General features: G+C 65.2%; 29 protein-coding genes. 11 read left to right on the top strand and 18 right to left on the bottom strand.

Translation table 11 applies throughout. The features are described 5' to 3' along the window. Positions 1-27: 27 nt before the first annotated feature. Positions 28-282 carry a DUF6458 family protein gene (locus tag P2P98_RS03340; RefSeq protein ID WP_058597247.1) on the bottom strand — a complete coding sequence of 85 codons (255 nt, stop codon included), beginning with the start codon at positions 280-282 and terminating at the stop codon, positions 28-30. 150 nt (positions 283-432) lie between these two features. On the opposite strand from P2P98_RS03340, the gene P2P98_RS03335 reads away from it, so the two are divergent. Next, entirely contained in the window at positions 433-1512 is a 1080-nt protein-coding gene (locus P2P98_RS03335; protein ID WP_275797206.1) for a PqqD family peptide modification chaperone, read from the top strand. 61 nt (positions 1513-1573) lie between these two features. On the opposite strand, the gene P2P98_RS03330 is transcribed toward P2P98_RS03335, so the two are convergent. Next, entirely contained in the window at positions 1574-1864 is a 291-nt protein-coding gene (locus P2P98_RS03330; RefSeq protein WP_275797204.1) for a HigA family addiction module antitoxin, read from the bottom strand. A gap of 14 nt (positions 1865-1878) precedes the next feature. Further along, a complete protein-coding gene (locus tag P2P98_RS03325) occupies positions 1879-2151 on the bottom strand; it encodes a type II toxin-antitoxin system RelE/ParE family toxin (protein WP_275797203.1) in 273 nt (90 codons plus the stop codon). A 180-nt stretch (positions 2152-2331) separates the two neighbouring features. Here P2P98_RS03325 and P2P98_RS03320 point away from each other — a divergent pair, with 180 nt between their 5' ends. Further along, entirely contained in the window at positions 2332-2532 is a 201-nt protein-coding gene (locus P2P98_RS03320) for a hypothetical protein (protein ID WP_275797201.1), read from the top strand. Positions 2533-2807: 275 nt separating this feature from the next. Here P2P98_RS03320 and P2P98_RS03315 read toward each other — a convergent pair whose 3' ends face one another. After that, positions 2808-3089, bottom strand: a complete 282-nt coding sequence (locus tag P2P98_RS03315) for a hypothetical protein (RefSeq protein ID WP_275797199.1) — start codon at positions 3087-3089, stop codon at positions 2808-2810. Between the two features lie 153 nt (positions 3090-3242). On the opposite strand from P2P98_RS03315, the gene P2P98_RS03310 reads away from it, so the two are divergent. The 3 genes from P2P98_RS03310 to P2P98_RS03300 all read left to right on the top strand — a co-directional run bounded on the left by P2P98_RS03310 (position 3243) and on the right by P2P98_RS03300 (position 7203). Continuing rightward, a complete protein-coding gene (locus P2P98_RS03310; protein ID WP_275797197.1) occupies positions 3243-3920 on the top strand; it encodes a hypothetical protein in 678 nt (225 codons plus the stop codon). Then, positions 3913-4680, top strand: a complete 768-nt coding sequence (locus P2P98_RS03305; RefSeq protein WP_275797194.1) for a hypothetical protein — start codon at positions 3913-3915, stop codon at positions 4678-4680. Before P2P98_RS03310 ends, P2P98_RS03305 begins: the two co-directional genes overlap by 8 nt. Before the next feature lie 732 nt (positions 4681-5412). Further along, positions 5413-7203 carry a right-handed parallel beta-helix repeat-containing protein gene (locus tag P2P98_RS03300; protein WP_275797192.1) on the top strand — a complete coding sequence of 597 codons (1791 nt, stop codon included), beginning with the start codon at positions 5413-5415 and terminating at the stop codon, positions 7201-7203. 104 nt (positions 7204-7307) lie between these two features. Here P2P98_RS03300 and P2P98_RS03295 read toward each other — a convergent pair whose 3' ends face one another. Next, positions 7308-7760, bottom strand: a complete 453-nt coding sequence (locus tag P2P98_RS03295; RefSeq protein ID WP_275797190.1) for a hypothetical protein — start codon at positions 7758-7760, stop codon at positions 7308-7310. Between the two features lie 45 nt (positions 7761-7805). Between P2P98_RS03295 and P2P98_RS03290 the strand changes: the two genes are divergently transcribed. The 5 genes from P2P98_RS03290 to P2P98_RS03270 all read left to right on the top strand — a co-directional run bounded on the left by P2P98_RS03290 (position 7806) and on the right by P2P98_RS03270 (position 10970). Beyond that, the gene (locus P2P98_RS03290) at positions 7806-8303 is read left to right on the top strand and encodes a hypothetical protein (protein ID WP_275797188.1); all 498 of its coding nucleotides are present in this window, start codon (positions 7806-7808) and stop codon (positions 8301-8303) included. Positions 8304-8474: 171 nt separating this feature from the next. Then, positions 8475-9095, top strand: coding sequence for a hypothetical protein (locus P2P98_RS03285; RefSeq protein ID WP_275797186.1), 621 nt, complete (start codon positions 8475-8477; stop codon positions 9093-9095). Between the two features lie 264 nt (positions 9096-9359). Continuing rightward, positions 9360-9656, top strand: coding sequence for a hypothetical protein (locus P2P98_RS03280; RefSeq protein WP_275797184.1), 297 nt, complete (start codon positions 9360-9362; stop codon positions 9654-9656). A 46-nt stretch (positions 9657-9702) separates the two neighbouring features. Continuing rightward, the gene (locus P2P98_RS03275; RefSeq protein ID WP_275797182.1) at positions 9703-10614 is read left to right on the top strand and encodes a tyrosine-type recombinase/integrase; all 912 of its coding nucleotides are present in this window, start codon (positions 9703-9705) and stop codon (positions 10612-10614) included. Positions 10615-10784: 170 nt separating this feature from the next. Next, positions 10785-10970: a hypothetical protein gene (locus P2P98_RS03270; RefSeq protein ID WP_275797180.1), complete on the top strand. Its 186-nt coding sequence runs from the start codon at positions 10785-10787 to the stop codon at positions 10968-10970. Positions 10971-11330: 360 nt separating this feature from the next. On the opposite strand, the gene P2P98_RS03265 is transcribed toward P2P98_RS03270, so the two are convergent. The 11 genes from P2P98_RS03265 to P2P98_RS03215 all read right to left on the bottom strand — a co-directional run bounded on the left by P2P98_RS03265 (position 11331) and on the right by P2P98_RS03215 (position 18793). Then, positions 11331-11678 (bottom strand): hypothetical protein, encoded by a 348-nt coding sequence (locus P2P98_RS03265; protein WP_275797179.1) that lies wholly within the window; start codon positions 11676-11678, stop codon positions 11331-11333. Positions 11679-11802: 124 nt separating this feature from the next. After that, positions 11803-12972 carry a GDSL-type esterase/lipase family protein gene (locus P2P98_RS03260; protein WP_275797177.1) on the bottom strand — a complete coding sequence of 390 codons (1170 nt, stop codon included), beginning with the start codon at positions 12970-12972 and terminating at the stop codon, positions 11803-11805. Positions 12973-13032: 60 nt separating this feature from the next. After that, positions 13033-13443, bottom strand: a complete 411-nt coding sequence (locus P2P98_RS03255) for a hypothetical protein (RefSeq protein WP_275797175.1) — start codon at positions 13441-13443, stop codon at positions 13033-13035. Continuing rightward, positions 13440-14072, bottom strand: coding sequence for a hypothetical protein (locus P2P98_RS03250; protein WP_275797173.1), 633 nt, complete (start codon positions 14070-14072; stop codon positions 13440-13442). Before P2P98_RS03250 ends, P2P98_RS03255 begins: the two co-directional genes overlap by 4 nt. A gap of 19 nt (positions 14073-14091) precedes the next feature. Then, positions 14092-14766 (bottom strand): hypothetical protein, encoded by a 675-nt coding sequence (locus P2P98_RS03245; RefSeq protein ID WP_275797171.1) that lies wholly within the window; start codon positions 14764-14766, stop codon positions 14092-14094. Positions 14767-14782: 16 nt separating this feature from the next. Next, on the bottom strand, positions 14783-16168 hold the full coding sequence (locus P2P98_RS03240; RefSeq protein ID WP_275797169.1) for a hypothetical protein: 1386 nt from the start codon (positions 16166-16168) through the stop codon (positions 14783-14785). Further along, positions 16168-16623, bottom strand: a complete 456-nt coding sequence (locus P2P98_RS03235) for a hypothetical protein (RefSeq protein WP_275797167.1) — start codon at positions 16621-16623, stop codon at positions 16168-16170. Before P2P98_RS03235 ends, P2P98_RS03240 begins: the two co-directional genes overlap by 1 nt. Before the next feature lie 91 nt (positions 16624-16714). Next, entirely contained in the window at positions 16715-17263 is a 549-nt protein-coding gene (locus P2P98_RS03230; RefSeq protein WP_275797165.1) for a holin, read from the bottom strand. A gap of 45 nt (positions 17264-17308) precedes the next feature. Beyond that, complete coding sequence (locus P2P98_RS03225) at positions 17309-17596, bottom strand: hypothetical protein (RefSeq protein ID WP_275797163.1); 288 nt, start codon at positions 17594-17596, stop codon at positions 17309-17311. Beyond that, on the bottom strand, positions 17586-17999 hold the full coding sequence (locus P2P98_RS03220; protein ID WP_275797161.1) for a hypothetical protein: 414 nt from the start codon (positions 17997-17999) through the stop codon (positions 17586-17588). Before P2P98_RS03220 ends, P2P98_RS03225 begins: the two co-directional genes overlap by 11 nt. Then, positions 17999-18793: a M23 family metallopeptidase gene (locus tag P2P98_RS03215; protein ID WP_275797266.1), complete on the bottom strand. Its 795-nt coding sequence runs from the start codon at positions 18791-18793 to the stop codon at positions 17999-18001. Before P2P98_RS03215 ends, P2P98_RS03220 begins: the two co-directional genes overlap by 1 nt. A 67-nt stretch (positions 18794-18860) precedes the next feature. Between P2P98_RS03215 and P2P98_RS03210 the strand changes: the two genes are divergently transcribed. Then, a complete protein-coding gene (locus tag P2P98_RS03210; RefSeq protein ID WP_275797159.1) occupies positions 18861-19304 on the top strand; it encodes a DUF732 domain-containing protein in 444 nt (147 codons plus the stop codon). Here P2P98_RS03210 and P2P98_RS03205 read toward each other — a convergent pair. Together P2P98_RS03205 and P2P98_RS03200 are read right to left on the bottom strand one after the other, a co-directional pair. After that, positions 19301-20449: a M23 family metallopeptidase gene (locus P2P98_RS03205; RefSeq protein WP_275797157.1), complete on the bottom strand. Its 1149-nt coding sequence runs from the start codon at positions 20447-20449 to the stop codon at positions 19301-19303. The genes P2P98_RS03210 and P2P98_RS03205 overlap by 4 nt on opposite strands. Then, on the bottom strand, positions 20439-21509 hold the full coding sequence (locus P2P98_RS03200) for a hypothetical protein (RefSeq protein WP_275797155.1): 1071 nt from the start codon (positions 21507-21509) through the stop codon (positions 20439-20441). Before P2P98_RS03200 ends, P2P98_RS03205 begins: the two co-directional genes overlap by 11 nt. Between the last annotated feature and the right edge of the window lie 7 nt (positions 21510-21516).

Genomic DNA, 21516 nt, shown 5'->3' with positions numbered 1-21516 from the left:
TCTCTCGGGGCGGGGACCCCGAGGGTCTCACACGAGGTCGTCGTTCGAGGAGCGCGTCGTCGAGCGCGTGACCTGCGCTCCCCCGACTCCTTCGGTGCGGGTCACCGTGTCGGTCTGCCGACGACGAACGAGGAGCACGATCCCGATGAGGAAGACGACGACGCCCGCCCCCATCATGATGTAGCCGATCATGCTGAGGTTCACGAAGTCGTTCGGGAGGTTCACCGCGAAGGCGAGGATGGCGCCGATGACGAACAGCGCGATGCCGGCTCCGATGCTCATGGCAGGCTCCTTTCAAGAGTATCCCCAGCATCCCAAGGCCCGACCGAATCGCGGGAAGGTCTTGACAACGCCCACTCGCGCATTTTCACCCTCGCGCGATTCGTCGCGCCGCGATTCGGACGCCTCGGCGGTGCGGACAGACTGACGCCCGTGCCGAGCCCCCTGACCACGTTCGACGTCGACGCGCTCGGGGTCACCGTCCGGATCGACGTCTCGAGCTTCTCGCCGACCGACCGCGATCTGCTCGCTGGAGGGTGGTCGGGCGCTCGCTCGAGCAGAGGCGCGGCGCCCGCGTCCGTCGTACGGTGCCGCGCGGACCTGCCCCTCGACGCGGCCGCCGCCGATCTCACGACACGAGTGACGCTCGCCGCCCTCTCGGCACGCCGGGGCGAGCTCTGGATGGTCCACGCCGGCGCCGTCGCCGACGAGCGCGGGAGGGTCGTGCTCTTCTCCGGCCGTTCGGGCATGGGCAAGACCACGCTCATGTCGCGCCTCGCGCGAGAGTTCGCCTACGTCACCGACGAGAGCGTCGGCGTGACCGCCGACGGAACCGTGCTGCCGTACCGGAAGCCTCTCTCGGTCATCGTCGGCGCCGGAGCCAAACACCAGCTCCCGCCGGGGAGTCTCGGCCTCCGCGACCTGCCGTCGACACCACTGCGCCTGCACGCGATCGTCGTCCTCGACCGTGACGAGGATGCCCCCGTCGCCGGACTCGAGCCGCTGGACATGACGGATGCCATCGCCGCGATCGCCCCGCAATGCAGCTACCTCTCCGAGCTCGATGCACCGTTGGCGACGCTGCTGGGCCACATCGAGAGCGTCGGTGGGCCCCTCCGCCTCCGCTACCGTGAGGCGGAGGACGCTCTGCCGCTGATCCGCGACCTTCTCGCGTCACCCCCGCGTGACGCGATCTCGACGCTCGAGCGCACGGCGATCGTCCCGGCGTCTGCCGCCCAGGGGTACGCGCGGACACCGGCTCTGGATGCCATCACCCTCGCCGACGGCCGGCTCGCCGTGCTGCGACGCAGCGGAGAGGGCGGGAGTTCCGTCCACGTCCTCGACGGCATCGGGCCCACGCTCTGGCGGCTGGCGAGCGGTGTGACGCTGGACGACCTGGTGGCCGCCGCGGTGCGCGCGCACGGCAACCCGGCCGACGGAGACGCGCGCAGCGCCGTGCGGACGACCCTCGACGAGCTTCGCGCCGAAGGACTCATCGAGTATCGGACCTGAGTCGATCGGGTTGGTGAGAACGGGTCTGCGGGCGGGTGAATCGACTCTCGTCTGGGCGACGTTATGCGACTACGAGGGGCTGGACGTCGTGGGTCTTGCCGTCGAGCTCGCGGGCCAGGTCGTAGGTGGTCTGCATGGCCATCCAGGCGCGCGCGGTTCCGACGCCCGCACGCTCGAGGCGGATCGCAAGGTTCGGGCTCACCCCGGAATGTCCATGGATGACACGACTGAGGGTGACACGGGCGACACCGAGGCGCGCAGCCGCCTCTGCGACGGTGAGGCCGAGTTCGCCGAGTACGTCCTCCCCGATGATCTCTCCGGGGTGCGGCGGGTGCTTCATCATCATCATCATCCTCCGGTCCTCCTTCAGTGATAGTCCTGGTAGTCGACGAGCTCGACGTCCTGCCCGATGAATCGGAGTGTGACACGCCAGTTCCCGTTCACCCAAAGCGACCAGTGTCCGGCGAGATCGCCCTTCAACTCGTGGGCACGGTACCCAGGAATCGCGAGGTCGGCCGGCGATTGCGCGACGTCGAGGAGACCGAGGATGCGGGTCAACTTCGGCACATGCGCGGGCTGCACACCCTTCTTAGAGCCCGACTCGTAGAGCGCTTGAAGCCCCTTGTGTCTGAAGCTCACGATCACGGACCGAGCGTATCGTGTATCGCATCACGATACAATGCGCTTCTGGTGTCAGCGAGCGGCGCTGCTCAGCGAGCCGCCGCAATTCCGCCGGAGTCGATATCAGGGCCCGTGCCGCCCGATCTCGCCGCGAGTTGTGATGGTCACAGGACGACGCCTGGTGCCCAAGATCGAGCAGTGCCGGCTGCAATCATTGCGGTGCCGATACGCCATGCTGGGCTGGTGGACGAGCGAGGACGAGACCGCGAACCACCGCGCTGGCTCCTGTGGTTGTTCGCCGCGCTGCCGCGACTTGAGGTCGTGGCGGGTGTGGTTCTGCTCCTTGGATTCGCGGCGCTTGTCATTGCGGTGGCACTCGGCTACGAGGTCAATCAGTAGGAGAGGTCACGCGACGGAATCAGGTCGGGCTTCTGCCTCCCAAATGGGGGGGTGCGTTGGTGATGCTCGAGACGTGTCGCCGTTCCAGCTGCTTCCGGATGCTCAGTGAGATGTGACCAGCGGGTTCTTGCCCGGTCCGATCGGCCGTAAGGGCACCAGGCCTGCGCGCACGTGAAAGCGGTGCAACGCTAACGAAGGAGGCCACCGGCTGAGTCCCCGCGCGTACGATGCCGCGCTGTACGCGAGCGTCATCGCGACGATGACGCTCAAGAAGTTCATGAGCACGTGCTCGTGATGGTGCGGACGACGACGCTCTTCGTGAAGACGACGATGTTCACGTTCATGAGGATGTTGACGAGTACGAGCACGTCAGCCAGGTCGACCTCAGCAACCTGACGCGTGTTGTCGATCGTGATATTAGAATATACGCGAAGCGCGTTTTCTTTAATACGGGGGTTAATGTGGACGCCGGTCGGGTTGTCAAGCAGCTTCGCAGCAGCGGTGCGCGCGTGGAGATGTCCGATCTCGGCATCCTCATCGACGGTGAGCTCACCCACTTCGAGTTCAAGACCACCAGGCGACTTCCGGAGCGGGCCTGGCTTCAAAAGACGTACTCGGCGCATGAGTCACTCTCGGATCACACACACCTCGTCGTCGTCGCACCGCGCGCGACGAGGGATGCAATCGAGTGGGCGCGAACGGTCCGAGACATGACGCTCGTCCTCGACGATCGAGTTGTTCACGACGGCGAGATCCACGTGCTTGTGGAGACGCCCTCGGCGCAGCCGGTCAAGAGGGGGCCGCGTGCCTATGCCCGCTACGCAGTGTGGCGGGCTCTTCTCGCTGGCGCGCCGCGCAACGACCAGATCCGGCTTGCCGAGCTCGCCGGCACGACGCAGGGCTCTGTCTCCAATGCCCTGCGCCAGCTGCCCGACGAGGAGGACGCGGCGAAGCTGTTCGACAAGCTCGTGGCCACCTACCCTGGCCCCGGCGGTCAGTCCTTCTACTGGTGGAGCGATCGACCTGTGGACGAGCAGGCGAAACAAATTGCCGCCCGCGGCACACTGCTCTCCGGAGACTTCGCAGCGGACGCGATCGCACCATGGCGAGTTTCCGAGCGCGTCGTCGGCTACGCGAAGGAGCCGATCGACCTCGCTTCCGAGGGCTACGTCCTGGCAGACGAGTCGGACTACACGATGCTCGTCACGATCCCGAGTGATCCAACTCTGTGGTCGACCGCCGCAGCGTGGGGGAAGGAAGGCGTCGTCGACCCGGCGATCGCGGCGTATGACGTGTTGCGTACGGCCACAACGGGCGACCAGGACGAAGCCGTCGACAAGCTCCGCGAGTACGTCGTGCGCTGGTACGCGAAGCACACCGATGCCTGACACGCATCTCGTCTCGCGCACCGCGGCGGACGACGCTGCGTTTCGGGCTCTCGCCGACCTGTCGCAGGTCCTTGACGGCGAAGACGAGTCTGGCATCATCGGCGGCCAGATGGTGTCGATGCTGTGCGCTCACTTCCCGAGCCCCGGCTCGGTCACGCGCCGCACAGGAGACGCAGATGGAGGTATCCCGCGTGCGTTGGCCAGCACGAGCACCGCGCACGATCGGCTGATCGCGCTCGGCTACTCGCCCACCAATAGCAATCGATACGAACGGCCGGGCTCGGGCGACACCACCCTCACGGTGGACCTGCTCGTGCCGAACCTGGAAACCCGGCTGCGTGAGGAGACGCTCGGCGGCCGGAGGTTCGACAGCATGCCGGGTCTCGGCGTTGCTCTGGCGCGGCCGCTTTCGCTCGAAGTGTCAGTCATGCTCAGCAACGATGAGGAGTTGCTCTTTGCGACCAACGTCCCTTCCGTCGAGGGCGCGATCATGCTCAAGGCGTATGCCTGGAGAAACCGCCGCGCGATGAAGGACGGGATCGACTTGCACAACCTGTTTCGGATCGTCGAGTCGCACCCGCTCGCGGACATCGGCGGGTGGCAGCTCGATGAAGCGCCAGCGCATGGGGCGCGACGCGATGTCGGACGAATCCTGCACCCATTCGCGGACGGATGGGAGGCGAGGCCACCACTGAATGTCTCGTTCGACTACCGCCAGGTGATCGCCAGCATCCGTACCCGCGTCGCACGGCCGACCTAAGCCGGAGCCAAGACTCCGCGAATAGGTTCGAAACCGCCCGCCCATGATCAACCGCCAGCGAGGCTCGAGCGAATCGAGACCGTCTCGCGATGAGGTCAGCGCTTCCGCCCGTCAGGAGCTAGTTGCCAGTTCGAGACCGCGCACGACTGCTTGTGCGGATATCGGCCGTCCGGACCGCGCCGCAGTCGCACTCGACGACGCGAAACGCCGTCCGTTTGTTTCACGGGCTAAAAGACAAGGGACCGCGATTCCCCGCGATCGCTCCTCTCGGCTGGTGCCCCCGACAGGAATCGAACCTGCGACCTTTGGTACCGGAAGCCCAGGACGGCTCGCATCCTGGCGCGACGACCTCGCGAAAGCTCGTGATTACGGGGCGTCTCAATCACTGTGAGTGACCTCGGATCGCGCTGAATCACGTCATCTGTTGCCACGGTGTTGCCACCAGCGGGATACCTCCACAGCCCAGCGCAGCGACCCGGCAACGGGACTCGATCCTCCTTCGCGGCAGATCAGGTACCTTGTTCTCTTAGCTTGCTCGGTAACTTATGTGCGCTAAATCTATAGCTTGCTCCGCACGAGCTCGAGTGTCTCGTTCTGCAACACGTCCGCCGCGGAAATTACTCATGCGGTCCTCTTCGGTTCGCTCGACATCGAGCCGTCACAACCGGCGCCCGCACCGCGGGTCGCTGGGCAATAAGCTGCGCGAGAGGTTGGCGTAGCAATGGGGGCTAAATGAAGATGCGAGCTTGGGTCGTCTTGGGGGCGACATTCGCGCTGATCGCTGGTGCCGGGATGCCGGTTGGTGTGGCCGCGGCTGCGGAGGATGACGTGCCTGCCGGTGTCGTGAAGGTCGACGATCCTCGAATCACGTATGGGCCGACGCCGTGGGACGGTCTCACGAACAGCGAAGACCGCTTCGACTACAGCCGATTTCGCACGACGCCTGGTTGGGCGGAGATCCAGTTCACGGGTTCCGCGATCGATTGGATAGCGCGCAGGAGCCCTACGTCGGGTGTCGCGCGCGTTTTGCTCGACGGGGTCGAGACAGAACGCGTCGACCGATACGCCGCGGAGAATCAGTTCAAAAAAGGGATGCTCAGCACAGCTTCGGACCCCACCGGATTCGGCACCCACACCCTTCGTATCGAGTGGACTGCCGACGCCAATGCGTCGACTGCATCAGCCAAGAGCATTCATCTCGACTCGTTCGAGATCCTCGATTTCTCTGCTATCGAGGGCAGGCCCATCACGGCAACCCCTCCGTCCGCCTCAGAGCCGTACGCCAAACGATCGGGGCTCACGCTGAGCTGGCCGCAAGTCGAAGCTGCGAACAAGTACTACATATACAGGTCATCGTCCGGGCAGCCTCGCGAACGCGTCCTCACCGTCGAAGGGCACGAAAACACCCAGGCCTTCGACGCAGGACTCGAGTTCGGGCGGACCTATACCTACGACGTGACTGCCGTCTCATTTGGCGGCACCGAATCGCAGCGATCGCAAACCGTCGTGCACCAGCAGCCGTACCTCCAGCCTCGCTCGGCGGACGTCTCCACTTGCCCACCACCCACAGTCGTAGTGTCGAACACGGAGGACGCGAACGCTGCGATCGCAGCCGCTACGCCCGGTACATCGATCCGCCTCTCGGACGGGGTCTATGGCCCACTGACCGTCAGCCACAAACACGGCAGCGCATCACAGATGATCTCCCTTTGTGGGTCTCGCAATGCAGTGGTTCAGGCCTACCCAAACCCTGTCAACATGAACGGCGACATCGGAGTGCGCGTCTACAACAGCTCGTTCATTCACGTAAATGGCTTCACCATCACCAACGCTCAGAAGGGCGTGGAGTTGCGATACACGGACGACTCCCGCTTCTACGGGTTGCGAATCAAGAACACTGCACAAGGCGGCATGTACGCGCAGAAGAACTCCAGTAACAACCTCTTCGCCGCAAACACGATCTCCGACACGGGCCTCGACGGGACGATACCCGGCGACGGCGTGACATGGTTCCAAGACGGCCGATATGGCGAGGGCATCTACATCGGCAACTCCCAAGGCAACAACAGCTGCACCGGCCCGTGCGATGTGGACAACAGCGACGGAAACATCGTCGTCTGGAACACCATCACCAACGTCACCGCCGAGGGAATCGAAGCCAAAGAGAGCTCAACCGGAGGCCTCATCTACAACAACACCATCGTCTTCTCCGCCCAGCACGAACAAAGCATCTACGCCGCTCTCCAGGTCAAAGGCGACGACTATCTCGTGATGAAAAACACAGTCACCAGCGGGCTGAGGTTCGGGATGCGAACGACCACCACGCAAATCGGTACCCGCGATTGGGGGTACCGAAACGTCTTCGCGGACAACGCCATCACCCTCACGGGAGCCATCGAGCCTCCCGAGATGGGCTTCTACGAGAGGGAGGACCGTTCTCGCAACGTCTTTGGATGCGACAACACGCTGGCATCCAGTTCGCCTGTCCCTCTGCACCCGGCGACGACCGTGTGCGAGAAGTAGCGCCGCAATCGGAGTACAAGAGGCCGCCCCTGGGACACCCACCCCTCCCATGCCCAGCGCTTCGCTCCTCGACTTACCCTCTTCCCCCGGGGTCTTCGATGGGGTCAACTTGGCGAGGTTCGCGGTTTCTTCGGCGCGGGCGGCTTGAAAATCGTTGAGAAGCCGGCACCGACAATGAGTGCGACTACCAAGGCGAGTAGGACGCACGCAGGGGCAACGAGCCAGGAGGCGGGCGTACCCCAGACGCTGGCGGACCAGTTCCAAAGCCAGAACGCAGTGAGCGCGCCGACTGCCCCAAGGATGATCGCAAAGACGAGGTTGAAGACGTTGAGATTCCGGGCCAGCCTCACGGTCTCTCGTCCTCGTAGCCCCTCGGCCTGAACTGCCACGAGTTTGTCGAGGGCATCGAACGCGGCCGACTCGGCGGGCACAGCCGAAAGGGCTTCTGCGGCGTGCTTGAGTCGACGGTACTCCCCAGGGTCCCGGTTGCTCGTAAGCAGTGAGCCAAGCAGGCCGAGCACGGGGACGGCGAACGCTACGAATATCTGCCAGGTCATAGCTGGAGCATAGGGTCTAATCTCGACTCAAGAATGGGGGGCGTGATGAGCGAGTCACAGGCACGAATCGGCGAGTCACCACCACGCCCGAGGCGACGGGCGTGGCCATGGATCGCGGGTGGCGTTGGTGTTCTCGTCGTCGCCGTTGCGATCGCCATTCCGGTATCCGTGCACGCTGCCCAACAAGCTGCCGCTGACGAAGCCGCACGTATCGCTGCGGAACAGGAAGCCGCCGAGGCGGCGCGCCTGGACACGTTTCGGGACCGACTCACGAAATGCGGGGTCACGTTCTCGAGTACCGTACAGATCCTTGACTCCGGAGAGGCCGTGCAGTTGAACCGGGTCACGAAGTACGACGGCCCGACCTACTCGCAGATGACGTGCGTCCTCAATAGTCTCGACGCGCCGGCTGCGATCGAGGCCGAGATCAGTCAGACCCGGGCGCTCGACGGCCGCCAGACTGACGAATGGGACGGCTACTCGATCTCATGGTCGTATCACCCGCACAACGGCGCGAGCATTCTTATCGAGCACGCGGACTGAGATCTCCCGGCTGAGTCGGCTTCACGAATGCATTCGGGATGCGTTCTTCGATCACGCGGCGGGAACGCGCCGCAGGCGGCCAGCCTTGTTGATGCCGAGCGACGATGATCTAGACGCGGTCGCGGCCGCCTTGGACACCGCTCGAACTCGAGAATCGGAACGGAGTCAAGGATGAACCACGTAGCCCCGCCTGGGACACTCGCAGAGAGCTACCTGCCCGACCTTACGAGTCTTTCCGCGGATCAGAGGGCGACGTTCCGCATCGGTCTCATGGCGAGGCTCGCAGTGGCGATGGAAAGCACCGCTCGAGACGTGCACGGATGGCTACAGGACCGCCCGAATCCTGCAGATCTCAAAGACGGACCACAGAACTTTGCCGAGCTGGTGCGGGAAATCAAGAGAAGACTCGGTCCGGCCGACGAATATTTCGCGGACGCAGCCAAAGCAGCTCTCGACGACATCTACGCGGCCTATCAAGAGAGAAACCGGTACGTCCATGACCTGCTCCATGAGACAGACCTGGGTCAGTGGTCGCGCGAGAGTCTCGAATTTCACACGCCCCGACACCGCAAACCCGTGGATGAAGAAGCGCTAGTGGACGCTGTGCTGTCGATCGTGAGAGCCAACTGGCGTCTCGACGCGCTCGCTTGCCTTGTTTCCCATGCGCGTCAACATGAGACGGAACCCGAAGCGGGAGACGTTCCTCCTGACCCGCAGGAGTGGAAACCGATTCTCGAGAATCGCTTCGTTCTTACCCCCGGCGGTGGCGCCTCGATCACTTCGGAAGCCTAAAGCTTCTAGGAAATGTTGCCACCGTGTTGCCATGAGGTAAGGGACCGCGGGTCTGAATGACCCGCGATCCCTTGTCCCGACTGGTGCCCCCGACAGGAATCGAACCTGCGACCTTTGGTACCGGAAACTTATATCTGCTCCGTTTGGGATACGCTCAAGATCCCTTATTCCGCGCGAATACGTCGATGTCGGAGCCCCCTGCAAGGGTGTACCCGTGTACACGATGGGTACACCATCGGGCACACCACGGACGGAGCGCGAACAGTGCGAGGTAAGGGCGAGGGAAGCGTCTCTCAGGACGCAAAGACGGGCCTCTGGGTCGCTCGCATCGAGCTCCCCGCGCATGAGTTCGACGCGAACGGCAAGCCCATCCGCCGGCGCAAGGTGGTCCGTCGGAAGAACAAAGCCGACCTGATCCGCGAGCTCACACGGATGCGGAGCGACCTGCAGGACCGCGGGGACATGCCCACCGCATCGGGTACCGTCGGCAAGTGGTTGGATCACTGGATCGACGAGATCGCGCCGAAGACGAAGCGCCCGTCTGCGATCCCCCTCGTATAGGTCGATCATCAACCGCCACGTCATTCCCGCGATCGGTTCCGTCCGGATGGAGAAGCTGACTCCGGGCGACGTGCGCAAGGTGCTGACGCTCATGGAGCATAACGGCACGGCGCAGAACTACCAGCGCAACGCATTCAGCGTGATGTCGGCCGCATTCCGAGTCGCCGAGCGCGAAGGTCTCATCGGACGCAACCCATGCGATCTCATGGACACGCCTCGAAAAGGTCGGGTCGAGCTTGAGGTTCTCACGCAAGACGAGGTGATTCGACTACTGAAGGTGTTCGGCGATTCCCCCGAGGCTCTGCTGTGGGCGACCTACATGCTCACCGGTGCCCGTCGAGGAGAAGTCCTAGGGCTCGAGTGGGATCGAATCCGAGACGGTCACATCGACATGTCGTGGCAGTTGCAACGGATCTTGTGGAGTCACGGGTGCGGGGCACGTCCGGCTCCGCGCCAGAAGGCAGCGTGCGGGTTCTCGCGTGCGGCGTCTTGCCCTGACCGCCGAATTGTGGCCCCTGCTGACTACGAGTATCGACCCGTCACGAGGGCGCTCTACTGGACGCGGCCCAAGTCGCAGGCGGGGTGGCGCATCATCCCGTTGGTGGAGCCGCTGCGATCGTGGTTGCTGCGCTGGCGGGAACTTGCGCCGTCGAACGCGTTCGGTTTGGTTTTCACCGACAACGGCACGCCGATCGATCCGGAGGATGCGTCAACGGCATGGCCGCGCGTTCGCGAGGCGGTCGGCATCAACCGCCCCGTCCGGCTTCACGACCTCCGGCACACCGCAATCGACATGATGTACGCCGCACACGTCGATGAAGCCGACATCATGCGCATATTTGGGCACTCCACCGTGCAGATGTCCCGCTCCTACCGCAGTGGCGGCAATAGGGAGCGAGAGACCGCAGCCATGCGCCGCCTGTCAGCGTCGCTCGGGTATGGCGAGATTGACTCTTGAACCGACTTGCGTCCCATTTGGAACATGGCTAACGTATCCCACATGGACAACACCATCAGGCCGGTGGCGGTGAACGCGGCAACGCGGCGCGCCAGAAGATGAGCAGGGGACGACGGAGTCCCCGCCAACGGCACAAAGCAACCCCACCCCCGCATCAAAGGATCAAGAACATGAGCATCACCGACTGGAAGACATGGAAGGCCAACGGCGGCCGCGCCGTCACCTACGTCGGCATGTTCGAGAACACCCACATCCACGGGACACTCCTCACCGTGAGCAAGACCTCGCTCCGCATCCGCACGGACACCGGCATCCAGGCCTTCCACCCCGAGGACGTACGCCCCGGACACATCTGACCACCAACCCCTCACCCCGAAGGACGGGTGATGATGAGCAGAAGAGCAGCCCCCGACTCGCCGAGCGGGGGCTTTCTTCATACCCGCCCGAACCGCTGAGCTGACCACCATTCGGTGACGGTCGACTTCGCCGCGTAACGCACGAGAACGCCCCTCCCCGCAACCACGCGGTGCGGGAGGGGGCGTTCTGTCGTGTCGGTGGTGGTGTGGAGAAACGCTGTCACTGTCCGTGAAACCCGGGTTGGAACGTCACCCCCACCCTCCAACTCAACCCCAGTCGCGCTTTCACCCACCAACGACAAATGACGCCCCCAGCGGCCCGCTCGAGAGCAGGCGCCGGGGGCGTCATGGTGTTGTGGGTCAGGCGTTCCGGGTGGGCCAGGCGAAACGACGCTGACCCTCTCCCACGCTGACCGAGGTGGCCCAGAAGGTGTCGTTGCCGTCGAGCAAGACCTGCAGGTTGGCGGAGGACTCCGGTGTGGTCCCCCAGGCGCGCACGACGACAGCCGGGAGCACGTCGCCCGCGTTGACGCGGTTGCCGAAGTGGACCTGGAAGCCGGTCTCCTCGGGATGCTGCTTGTGCTCGTGAGCGCGAGCGATCGCGTCGTCTCGGCGCTTGTTGATGCGCTTCGCGTCGTCCTCGGAGAGGGTGTAGAGCACGATGCGTCCGGGCGTGGGGACGGGAGTGGTGGTGGTTGCGTCGGTCATGATGTCTCCTTCTGTGGTTGACGCGGTGTTACTCAACCCGGCGATGGCGCCGGGAAGTGGAGACGCCCCCAGTGTCACCCCCACAAGGGAGGAGAACACTGAGGGCGTCAGAAGGTGAAGCGGGTCAGGCGTAGAGCGCGGCGAGGTCGGGTAGGTTGGTGACGTTGAACACGCCAACCTCGCCGATACGGAAAGCACCACTCTGGCCTGCGGGTAGCGAGAACTGAGCGGTGAGGTAGATGCTCGTCTCGCCCGCCGGAACCGTCACGACACGCATGATAGGCCCGGGGTTGAGGACGCCGGCGGGGCCGTTGAGGTTCTGCACAGTGGTCAGGTTCGGCCTCGTGACGCGAAGGGACGCGTCAGCCGTGGGAGCCGCGCCCTGCATGGCGGCGAGGATGCCGCCGGTCGCGTCCGTGAGGTGAGTGCGGGCTGTGACCAGGAGCTTGTCCCCAGGGGTGAGCCCGGTGATCGAGTACGAGCGCCGCGTGAAGCTGGCCTGGCCGGTCGCGTCCAGTGCGATCTTGCCCCACTGGCCCGCGATGAGCTTGCCGGTGCTGTCTGCTTCTACCGTGTTGGTCGGCGCTGCCCCCGACCCGCCTCCGGGGTTGAACCACCCTGACGCGAAGTCCGCCGCGAACAGCGGGTTCGCGACGAGGTTGAATGCCGACGGAGCCTGCACGGGGTGCAACGTCTCTGCCGTAAAGCGACTGGTGAACGCGGCAGCGAATGCCTCGGCAATCTTCTGGTGTCCGAGGGTGTTGGGATGGATGCCGTCGTCATCGTAGCCGCCCACCATTGCCTCGCTGCCATTAGCCACGAGCGCCCGATACACATCGGCAACGACGACTCCCGCGGTGGGAGCCCATGCCGTGAGCCACGCGATGTACTGCTGGACGCGCAGCTTGTCGGCCGCGGGTCGAGACGCACCAAGCGGGGGTGTGGTCCCAATGATGAGCGGAACGCCATCTCGGCGCGCCTCGGCGGCGATGCCCTTGATCGAGGCGGCGAACTGCGCGAGGGTCCGACCCTGGCCCGCATCGTTCGTGCCAGCAAGGAGGAAGAGCACCTGCGCGCCATTGGCGCGCACCGCGGAGCCATACCGCGCAAGCATCGCCGCAGACGTCTCCCCGGGCACCCCAGCTTCGACCGACGACGCGGCTATGACGGACGTGCCGAGGATGCGAGGGAGTTGATCCACCCACCCCCGGTCGGCCGCAGCGTTCGAGCGGTGCGTGATCGAGTCTCCGAGGAAGACAGCTTTGACGCCGGGTCGGATTGCATACGGAGCCATGGGTGCAACTTGGAAACCGTCGAGCCGTCGACCGGTGGAGTCCTTCATGTAGGCCATGGGTCAGGCTCCCGTCTGCTGGAAGGTGATGTCGGCGATGTCGGCGACCGGGGTGGCGGTCACCTGCGCGAGCGTCTTGTCGAGCGTGATCACGACGATCGTCCCCGCGGGGAGCGCCTTGCCGTCCGAGGTTCGGACAGCCACAAACGTGCTCGAAAGCTGCGATGTGGACAGCCGTTCCGGCACCTGCGCTTCGGGTTGCTTCCCCGACGCGTCCAGTGATCCGACGCCATTCGGCTGACCCTTGGCTATGGATGCAGCCGCGTTCTGGGCATCCTGCGCGAAGCCCTCTGCGTCATCTCGGGCACCCTCCGCCGCGACGGCGGCATCGAGCGCGCCCTGCGGGGTGTACTTGTCGGGGAACCGGCCAGTTTCCGGTTCGAGCAGCGGGACGCGTCCTGTGGTGGTGCTCATGTGGTGGCCTCCAAGGGCAGAAGAATCGAAGACCCGTCCGGGTCGAGCATGAACGACGGGAACGTGAGAATCAGGACCGTCGGGTCGTCGGGGTCCGGGGTTGCCGTCAGGGTCCGCACTTCGACCTCTGCGAGAGCCTCCCGAGCCTCGTCACGAAGCGTCAGCGTCTCATCCCGGAGACCCTCGGTGTCGTCCCGCGCCTGGAACGTCTCCGCACGCACGGTCGCCCACGCGTCGAGAACATCCTCCGTCGGCTGCAACGTCGCCGGGTCCAGGTTCGGCAGATCACCGAACGGCACCACAACACCATCGGGTCGAACCGGAACACCCTTCAACCACGTCTTGTGATGCCGACCCGAGATGATCGACACCTTCACCGACCACCCCCACGAACCATCCGTGGGTTCCAGGTTCACCGGCACGGTCAGGACACCGTTGATCAGCTTCATCTCCACCTCGGGAGAGAAAGTGATCTTCTCCCCGTCCACGGTGGTGTAGCTGACGAGGTCGACCTTCCCGCCCATGAGGGTGGCGCCCGCCTGGACTGCCTGGAACTTGACCGTCGCGTTCACGTGACGGAACTCAGCCTCGATCTCCCGAACCAGAGACTCCATACCGATCAGGGTCACAACTCGCCCCCTTCCCGGCTCAGCCGAGGATCTCTTCGACGTAGAAGCCCTTGGCCCCGAAGACCGCGTTGCTGCCGGACTCGAACCCGACGTGCCCGCCGGCCGCGATCGGCGACGGATCGGTGTACGACTCGACGTCGTAGTCGTTGACCAGCAGGAGAAGGCTGCCACCGACGGCGCGGATCGCGACACGGTCGCCAAGCTTCACCGGCTTCGGGTTGCCTACGTTCGTTCCAGCGCCGGCGCGGCGGACGAGCTGCACCATGTGGACGCCTGCGGTGCGGGTGAGCTGCAGTCGGTACGCGTTGCGCGTGCCCGAGGCCCCGGCGGCGAGGTTCGACCGCACGTCGAGGAACAGGCTGTGCCCGTCCGACTGTGGCAGACCGGTGATGGTGAACCCAGCCTCGACGTCCCCGTTCGCACCCGGGAGGGTCGCACGGCCCGAGGTGAGGGCAGACCCGCGGACGAGGGTGCCGTTGGCGATCGCGAAGGAGTTCGCGACGTTGGCCGCCCACGCCAGGCCCGACGTCCCACCGAACCCGTTGTCCGGGGTGCGACCGTTGATGTCCGCCGTGTCACCGCCGGTGAACAGGTCCGACACGATGGGATTCGCGCGCGGCGGCACGAGGGGGCGGCTCTGCGGGTTGTCGAGCGGCACCGACGACTCGAGAAGGTTCCAGTTGGGAGTGCTCACGGTGAAGTCCTTTCGATCACAGGAGAGCGCGCTCGTAGGCGGCGCCGACGAACCGGTACGTCTGCAGGTCCATGCCGACCTCGCTGTAGTGGACGGACCCGTTGGTGCCATTGAGGATGCGGAACCCGGGCGGGACCGTGTTCACCGCGATCGCGGCGAGATCCTCGGAGGTGGGGGTGTAGCTGCTCACCTTCGGGAGGTCGTCGATCGCCTGCTGACTCGCGAGGTACGAACGGACCGGAGTCCACGCGGCACCCCACTCGTTCGCGAGGCCGGTTTCGATCGCGCGGATCGCCTGACCTCGCGCGGTCGACGGGCCCTCCGACGGTCCACGATCCGACGGACCCCAGATCATCAGCGGGCCACGGTGACCATTCACCGCATCACGGAACGACTGCAACACCTGCTCGACCGTCTGCGTCCCGGCTTCGATGAGGGGGATGTTGTTCGTCCCACCGCCGACGATCAGCAGCGAGTCACGGTTAGGGCGGACCGCGCGGATACGGAGGTTCGCCGTCGTGATCGACGGGCCGCCGTCGGTGCGGATGAATGTCGCTTCGTCCGTGTTCACCCGGATGAGGGTGCCTCGGATCGTGCGGTGATCATCGGTCATCCCGATGACGGGGATCGGGTCCATCGCCCCGGCACGGAACGGCTGGATCGGGGCGAACGTGGTCACGTTGAACGTCGCCGACGCCACACCACCCGTGACGACGGTCGACACGGAGGTGCCGCCGAGCGTCCACGCGATCTCCTCCATCCGCAGACCAGGGCGGCCTCGGCGGACGAAAGCGTGCCCGGTCTCCGCGGTGAACTGTGCAGACCAGCCGTCCAAAGGATTGGGGAGGTCCGCGTCCCACGTCATCGAGTCGCCGCCCGCGCTGAACTGCTCGAGCGTGTCCGTCGAAGTGGAGGAGACGGGGGTGCCGTCGCCGCGCATGAGCTCGCCCGTGTGCTTGTCCAGGTACAGCGTGACGCGCCCGTTCTGGGACCAGACGTGCGACCACGGGAAGCGGGGCGACCAGGCGCGCAGCGACGCGCCCACAGCACCCACCTCACCGATGCGGGCGCCGACCGCGCGTGCGCTCTCGTCGTCGATGCGACCATCGGAGCGGTTGAACGCCAACAGCACGCGACCATTCGCCGCGAAGATCGCAGCCTTCCGGTTCCGGGGCGTCACCTGACGCGCGCCGGTCGGGATCTCCTCCTCCGCGAGCTGCGTCTTCACCGCCGCCGAAGCGCCGGCGATAATCGTCGAGTCCTCCGCGATGACCTGCGCAGCCACCGGGACGATACGGTCGTCGACAGCTCTCTGCACCTCCGTCGGCTGACGGATCGCGAGAGCCATCGACGTCGCCCCCGCGACCTGCAGTCGACCCACGATCACCATGCGAGCAGCCATCAGAACGTCCCCTCTGGTGCCCACACGGCGACACCGTTCTCTGTCTCGTCCGTGATGTCGATCCACACGACACCACCGATGGGCGGCTCGCCGATACCGACAAGGATCGTCCCCGGCGGGAACACCCCGATCAGGTCGCCGATGACGCCACCGTTTCCGGGGGCGATCAGGAACGGCCATTCCGCGTACCCGTACGCCCACTGCTCCGGGTCCTGCTCCGCAGGGTTCAGCAGCCACCGCATCCGCGGCTGATACAGCAACCCCGGGGCGGCTTCCACCATCACGGTGAAGTACCCCGACGCCTGCAGGTCGGCTTTCGCTTCCACCCCGATGAGGAGAGAGTCGTCGCCGAACCCGTGCGCTTTCGGCGCGAAGAACAGCTCGGGTCGCCGCTCAGGCCCGATGGGCTGACCTTGGTGCGTCCACGCGTTCCCGGTGATCTGTACCAGGGGCATCAGGTGTCCTCTCAGCCCTCAACCGGGCGGGGAATGTGGGAGTAGAGAGCAGCGGCGGCCCACACGAGGAGGGCCGCCACCAGGAACCGGATCACGGCTGGTTGTGCGCGCCGGGGTGGGGGAACTGCGACGGATCGTGCACGCTCGCGGCGCCCTTCACCTCGATGCTGCTCGCGTCTGCGATGCGAATACCCTGCGACTCAGCCAGCTTCTGGAGCCACGTATCGCGCGTGACCTTTTTCGCGGTCGGATCGGCGGGGAGCGTCGCGAGGATGAGGCGAACGAGCGACGTGAGCGCGGCGAGGGCGGCGGCCTGCAGAACGAATGCCCAGTCGACGTCGGTGATGAGCGTCGCGCCGATGAAGCCGGCGGCGAGGGACTGCGCGAACGTCTTCACGACGCGCTCGACGGCGGCGAGCCACCACGGCAGGTTCACGCCCTCGACCTCGGGGAGTCCGGCGAGGCTGGTGACGATCGACGCGACGAAAGCGAGCGCCGCGGTGAGCAGCACCGTCTCCCACGGGACGTCGGCGAGCAGCGACGCACCGAGGTACGGCAGGGCGACGGCGAGGGCGGTGTACGCGGCGCGCTTGCCAGCGTCCGCCCACCATGTCGGGTTAGTCAGGTTCGATAGCTTCACGGGGTGTCCTTCCGGGACGAGAAAGACCCCGACAGGTCGCCGGGGTCAGTTGGTGAGTCCGTCGGGCCACGGCGGCGACGGGGGCTTCTTGCCCTGGTCGATGTGGTCACGGAGGGTGTGGATGTAGTCGTCGCGGATGCGCTCGCGACGCAGGCTCGCATTGAGACGGGTTTCGAGGCTGTTGACCTGCTCTTGGAGCTGGTCGATGAGCGCGTTCTCTCGTGCTCCGCCGCGGTTGAGGATCGCGACGGCGATGCCCGCGATGCCCGCGATGAGCGCGACGACGATGGTCGGCATGGACGAGGTCAGCGCCGCCCACGCCTCAGACGGCACGACTTCTCCGCGTGTGCCAGATCGACAGGATGCCGATCATCGCGGCCGGGCCGAGGTAGGTCGTGGCAGTCAGCCACTCCCGCGACTCGATGCCGAGCACGAGCGCCTCGATCCACCCGTAGAGGTACGCTGCGCCCCACGCCGTCATCATGAAGGTCAGCGCGCCCCAGCCGACGGCGTCCTGCCGCCGGAATGCCATCACGACGCAGACCACGCCGGCAATGAGCCAGAGCACCGCCCACGCTTCGAGCGTGACGGGCGGGTTCGCGATGAGCTCGAGCCCGCGCGGAAGGGCGTCGGGGCGCGCGCCGAGGGGGAGGTAGGCGACGCCGCGTGCGGCGCAGTAAGCACCGGCCACCAGCAGCGCCGCCCCCCGCGCCCCGTTCAGCCGGGGCGATCGCATCAGCCGATGCCGGCGGCGGCGTCGTGGATCTTCTGCAGCTTCTCGCAGTACCGGTACTCGCCCGGCTTGGGCAGGCGCGCGTCGAGATCCTGCGAGACCCAGCCGAGGTCCATCAGGCCCAGCTCCCAGCGCAGGTTGTCATCGTTGAGCTGGCGCTCTCCGAACTCCTCGCGCTGAGAGGGGCTGGCGCCGGCGGGGAACCACTTGCCCGTGTTGACGTAGGTCGTCAGCCGAGCGCCGTGCTCGTTGGCGTGGGCGGTGATGCCGTATCCGGGAACCAGCGTGTAGCTGACGCCGGTCGACTCGCGGCGAATGTTGATGGGCATGTTCTCGTCCTCCTCGGACTGATTGGGGGTCGTACCAGGGGTGGATGAGGCGGGCGCCTCACCACCGATCGCATCCTCGAAGTCGAGGGTCTGCGAGTAAGGAAGTCCCTGACGAGCGCGACGAGTGACGTGCAGGTGCGCGCCGTAGTACCAGTCGCGGCCGAAGCCGGATGCTCCGGAGCGGGCAATGCCCGTCTGCCCGGGGCTGACGCGCGCGCCGACCCCGACGTTGATGCTGGACAGGTGGATCCAGTCGATGACCTCGCCGTTGTCCATCAGGAACGTCAGGCGTCGACCTTCAGCGCCGTCATTCGAGTGGTCGACGCCGATCACACGACCGGCGCCAGGTGCGCGGAGGTCCGTGCCGTACGCGGTCATGTAGTCGGTGCCGGGCTCCTTGCTGCCGCGCGCGATGTGCGCAGCGCGATCGTCGGAGATGCCGACGTCAGCGGGGGTGATGTAGCCCATGCGGGTCACGTCCTTTCCAGTAGTCCCGGGCATATGCACGGGCCGTGCAGATGAGTAGGGTGAGCGCATGAAACGCGCGCTCATCCCCGGTGTTCTCGTACTCCTGCTGGCGCTGGCCGGGTGCGTCAGCGTCGAGACCAGCGAGTCGCAGGTCGAGGTCACCCCTGGCTCGTCAGGGACGTACAGCGACGGAGACAGCACCGTGGTGGTCGAGCCGAGCGCCGCGCGGCCGATCGATGCGCCCGCGGCGCCTGTCGAGGTATCTTCTGCGCCCGTCACGGCGACGCCCGACGACGCGGGTCAGTTCCTGATCAAGCTGCAGCTCGCGATGGCAAACGACGGCGTGAAGATGACTACTACCGAGATCCTGTCCGCCGCGAACTATGCCTGCGACCAGCTCGAAGCCGGCGCAGACCCGGACGCGATCGTCGCATTGACGGGCGATGTTCACGAGCAGATCAACGCCGACTTCGTGTCGCTTGTAGAGCAGGGCTACTGCCCCGTTCGTTAGCTGTAGTCGGCCATGAAGATGGTCGGGTCGACTGGCTCTCCGTCGACGTGAATCTCCCAATGCAAGTGCACACCCTGGGAGCGACCTGTCTCGCCGACGACACCGAGAGGCTGTCGCTTCTGCACCACGTCACCGGTCGAGACAAGCGGCGGGTTCGCCATGTGGGCGTAGAGCGTTTCCACGACCCGACCGTTGATCGTGCCGTGATTGACGATCACGTGGTAGCCGTAGCCGTTGGTGGGGGTGTCCTCCGGGACTCCCCCGGCGAAGGTGACGACGCCGGCCGCTGCTGCCGGAATTAGCTCCCCGTCGACGCCAGGGCCCGCCTGATCGAGGCCGTTATGTGTAGGTCGCTCAGGAGGACGGAAGCCTGACGTGATAGTCGACTCCGGGAACGGGTATTCGAACTGCCCGCCGCCAGGTCCGCCAAACGCTGGATTGATGCGCCGCAGCCGCCCCGTCGTCGTGTCGATCGCGAGCCAGTGCGCTCCCTCAACGGACTCCGCAGTGGGTACAGCGCCGGGTGACATGCGAACGCCCTCGCCGTCGATCTGGATGACATCGCCGCCGTGCTGGATGCGGGCGTAGTCGTTGCTGACCTGTGCGACGCTGTTGCCCTTGAACACCTGAATGGTGTCCTCGTCAGTGAATACCTGCGCCCCGTTCTCGTACACCAGGGCACCGCCGGACGTGGTGGGATCCATCGTCATGTTGCCGGCGACGATCTTCCCCGTTGCGCCATCGATGACAATCTGGGAAGCGCCGATTCCGACGTAGATCTTCCCACCCTCCATCTTGATGTTCCCCATCGTGAGGGTGCCGGTGCCGCCATCGAGAATGATCGCGACCGGTCCCTCGCCGATCATGATGCGCCCGCCGCCTACCGGGCTGATGAGGACGCCGCCGACGCGGATCACTCCCCCGCCGAGAACCTCCCAGTCGCCCGCGATAGACCCGGGCCCGGTCCAGTCGAACGTTCCCTCACCTTTCAGCAGTGAGCCGCCCATCATGAGCAGCGTCGCGCGGATCAGAGTCAACTGCCCGTCAGAGATGGATGAGTTCTCAAGCCACGCCGCAGACATGAACCGCTCAAGCTTGCGTTCAAGCTTGCTGATGCGGTCGTCATCGCTCAGGTCACGACCCACGCTGCACCTCCGGGTTCAGCGTCATACCAAGCGTTCCTCGAACACTGATGACACGGTGGATGGTTCGGCCGTCTGGGACGACATCGTGATTGCGGGCGTCGAGGTTCCACGCCCTGCCTGGCGCGGACTCTTCCGGGGACCATTCAGCATCGATCTGAAACGCCCCTACAGTGAGTTGCTCCACGGGTTCACTTTCCTCCGCTACCCAGGAGTTGACAGCTTCCTGAAGCCTGTCCCCTACCAGGTCAGGAAAGTCCTTCTTGGTGTCGCGGATGGGCCTATCTAGCGGGGTGGGCGCGTATGCAGATGCTGTGAGCTGCATCTCCCCCTTGCCGTTGCCGAGCCCCTGCCCACCAGTGATCTGCTGCGACCCATTGCACTCGTACTCAATCCCCGACAATGGGGTTATCTCAGCGCCGAGGTGAAACGAGGAAGCTCCGATCGTGATGCGATTCTCGACTCGCATCTGGAACCGCAACCACTTCTCCGTCGTCAGGTAGGGACGGAGGTACACCTCGACACCTTGCGCCTCAATCTGCTCGATGAGGTCGAGGATCTTGAAGCCCTTCCAGAACACCCAGGATTCGGTGAAGGTGCCCGGGCCGTCCGCTGGCAGGTCGATTGGGTATGCCCAGTCCGGCCCCCACTGCATGAACCGAGCCATCACCGCGCGCGCTGCACCCGACAATGACCGGTTCGTCACATCGAGTGTGCCGACAGGGTTACCGCCGACACCGTCCGTCAACCGCCACGCGGTCTCTGTACGGAAGAAATCGACAACAGTCACGGTGACGGTTCGGGACTCATCCCACTTCCACGACTCAATCTTCCCGGCCAGCATGACGAAGTCGCCCCACTGCAACGCCATGAGGCGCGCGTTCGGTCGGAACAGCGACCGCACCTTTTCACGAGTGAGCCCCGTCTCCGCATCGCCCATCTTGAACGAGAATGTTGATTCGCTTGCCCCGAAGAGGGACGCGTTCCACGACGCGGACACCGGGAACACTTCCTCGATGGGCCGCCCGGTGATGGCCTCGTAGATCACGACCTGCCAGACCATCACCACC

Source organism: Microbacterium sp. Kw_RZR3 (genome assembly GCF_029222405.1).
GTDB lineage: Bacteria > Actinomycetota > Actinomycetes > Actinomycetales > Microbacteriaceae > Microbacterium.
This window is presented reverse-complemented; position numbering and strand designations above follow the sequence as displayed.

Excerpts from the sequence above, each read along its gene's own strand:
- P2P98_RS03340 (WP_058597247.1), bottom strand. The coding sequence starts at position 282 with ATGAGCATCGGAGCCGGCATCGCGCTGTTCGTCATCGGCGCCATCCTC.
- P2P98_RS03330 (WP_275797204.1), bottom strand. The coding sequence starts at position 1,864 with ATGATGATGATGATGAAGCACCCGCCGCACCCCGGAGAGATCATCGGG.
- P2P98_RS03310 (WP_275797197.1), top strand. The coding sequence starts at position 3,243 with ATGACGCTCGTCCTCGACGATCGAGTTGTTCACGACGGCGAGATCCAC.
- P2P98_RS03305 (WP_275797194.1), top strand. The coding sequence starts at position 3,913 with ATGCCTGACACGCATCTCGTCTCGCGCACCGCGGCGGACGACGCTGCG.
- P2P98_RS03300 (WP_275797192.1), top strand. The coding sequence starts at position 5,413 with ATGAAGATGCGAGCTTGGGTCGTCTTGGGGGCGACATTCGCGCTGATC.
- P2P98_RS03295 (WP_275797190.1), bottom strand. The coding sequence starts at position 7,760 with ATGACCTGGCAGATATTCGTAGCGTTCGCCGTCCCCGTGCTCGGCCTG.
- P2P98_RS03290 (WP_275797188.1), top strand. The coding sequence starts at position 7,806 with ATGAGCGAGTCACAGGCACGAATCGGCGAGTCACCACCACGCCCGAGG.
- P2P98_RS03285 (WP_275797186.1), top strand. The coding sequence starts at position 8,475 with ATGAACCACGTAGCCCCGCCTGGGACACTCGCAGAGAGCTACCTGCCC.
- P2P98_RS03275 (WP_275797182.1), top strand. The coding sequence starts at position 9,703 with ATGGAGAAGCTGACTCCGGGCGACGTGCGCAAGGTGCTGACGCTCATG.
- P2P98_RS03270 (WP_275797180.1), top strand. The coding sequence starts at position 10,785 with ATGAGCATCACCGACTGGAAGACATGGAAGGCCAACGGCGGCCGCGCC.
- P2P98_RS03265 (WP_275797179.1), bottom strand. The coding sequence starts at position 11,678 with ATGACCGACGCAACCACCACCACTCCCGTCCCCACGCCCGGACGCATC.
- P2P98_RS03260 (WP_275797177.1), bottom strand. The coding sequence starts at position 12,972 with ATGGCTCCGTATGCAATCCGACCCGGCGTCAAAGCTGTCTTCCTCGGA.
- P2P98_RS03255 (WP_275797175.1), bottom strand. The coding sequence starts at position 13,443 with ATGAGCACCACCACAGGACGCGTCCCGCTGCTCGAACCGGAAACTGGC.
- P2P98_RS03240 (WP_275797169.1), bottom strand. The coding sequence starts at position 16,168 with ATGGCTGCTCGCATGGTGATCGTGGGTCGACTGCAGGTCGCGGGGGCG.
- P2P98_RS03235 (WP_275797167.1), bottom strand. The coding sequence starts at position 16,623 with ATGCCCCTGGTACAGATCACCGGGAACGCGTGGACGCACCAAGGTCAG.
- P2P98_RS03220 (WP_275797161.1), bottom strand. The coding sequence starts at position 17,999 with ATGCGATCGCCCCGGCTGAACGGGGCGCGGGGGGCGGCGCTGCTGGTG.
- P2P98_RS03215 (WP_275797266.1), bottom strand. The coding sequence starts at position 18,793 with ATGGGCTACATCACCCCCGCTGACGTCGGCATCTCCGACGATCGCGCT.
- P2P98_RS03210 (WP_275797159.1), top strand. The coding sequence starts at position 18,861 with ATGAAACGCGCGCTCATCCCCGGTGTTCTCGTACTCCTGCTGGCGCTG.
- P2P98_RS03200 (WP_275797155.1), bottom strand. The coding sequence starts at position 21,509 with ATGGTCTGGCAGGTCGTGATCTACGAGGCCATCACCGGGCGGCCCATC.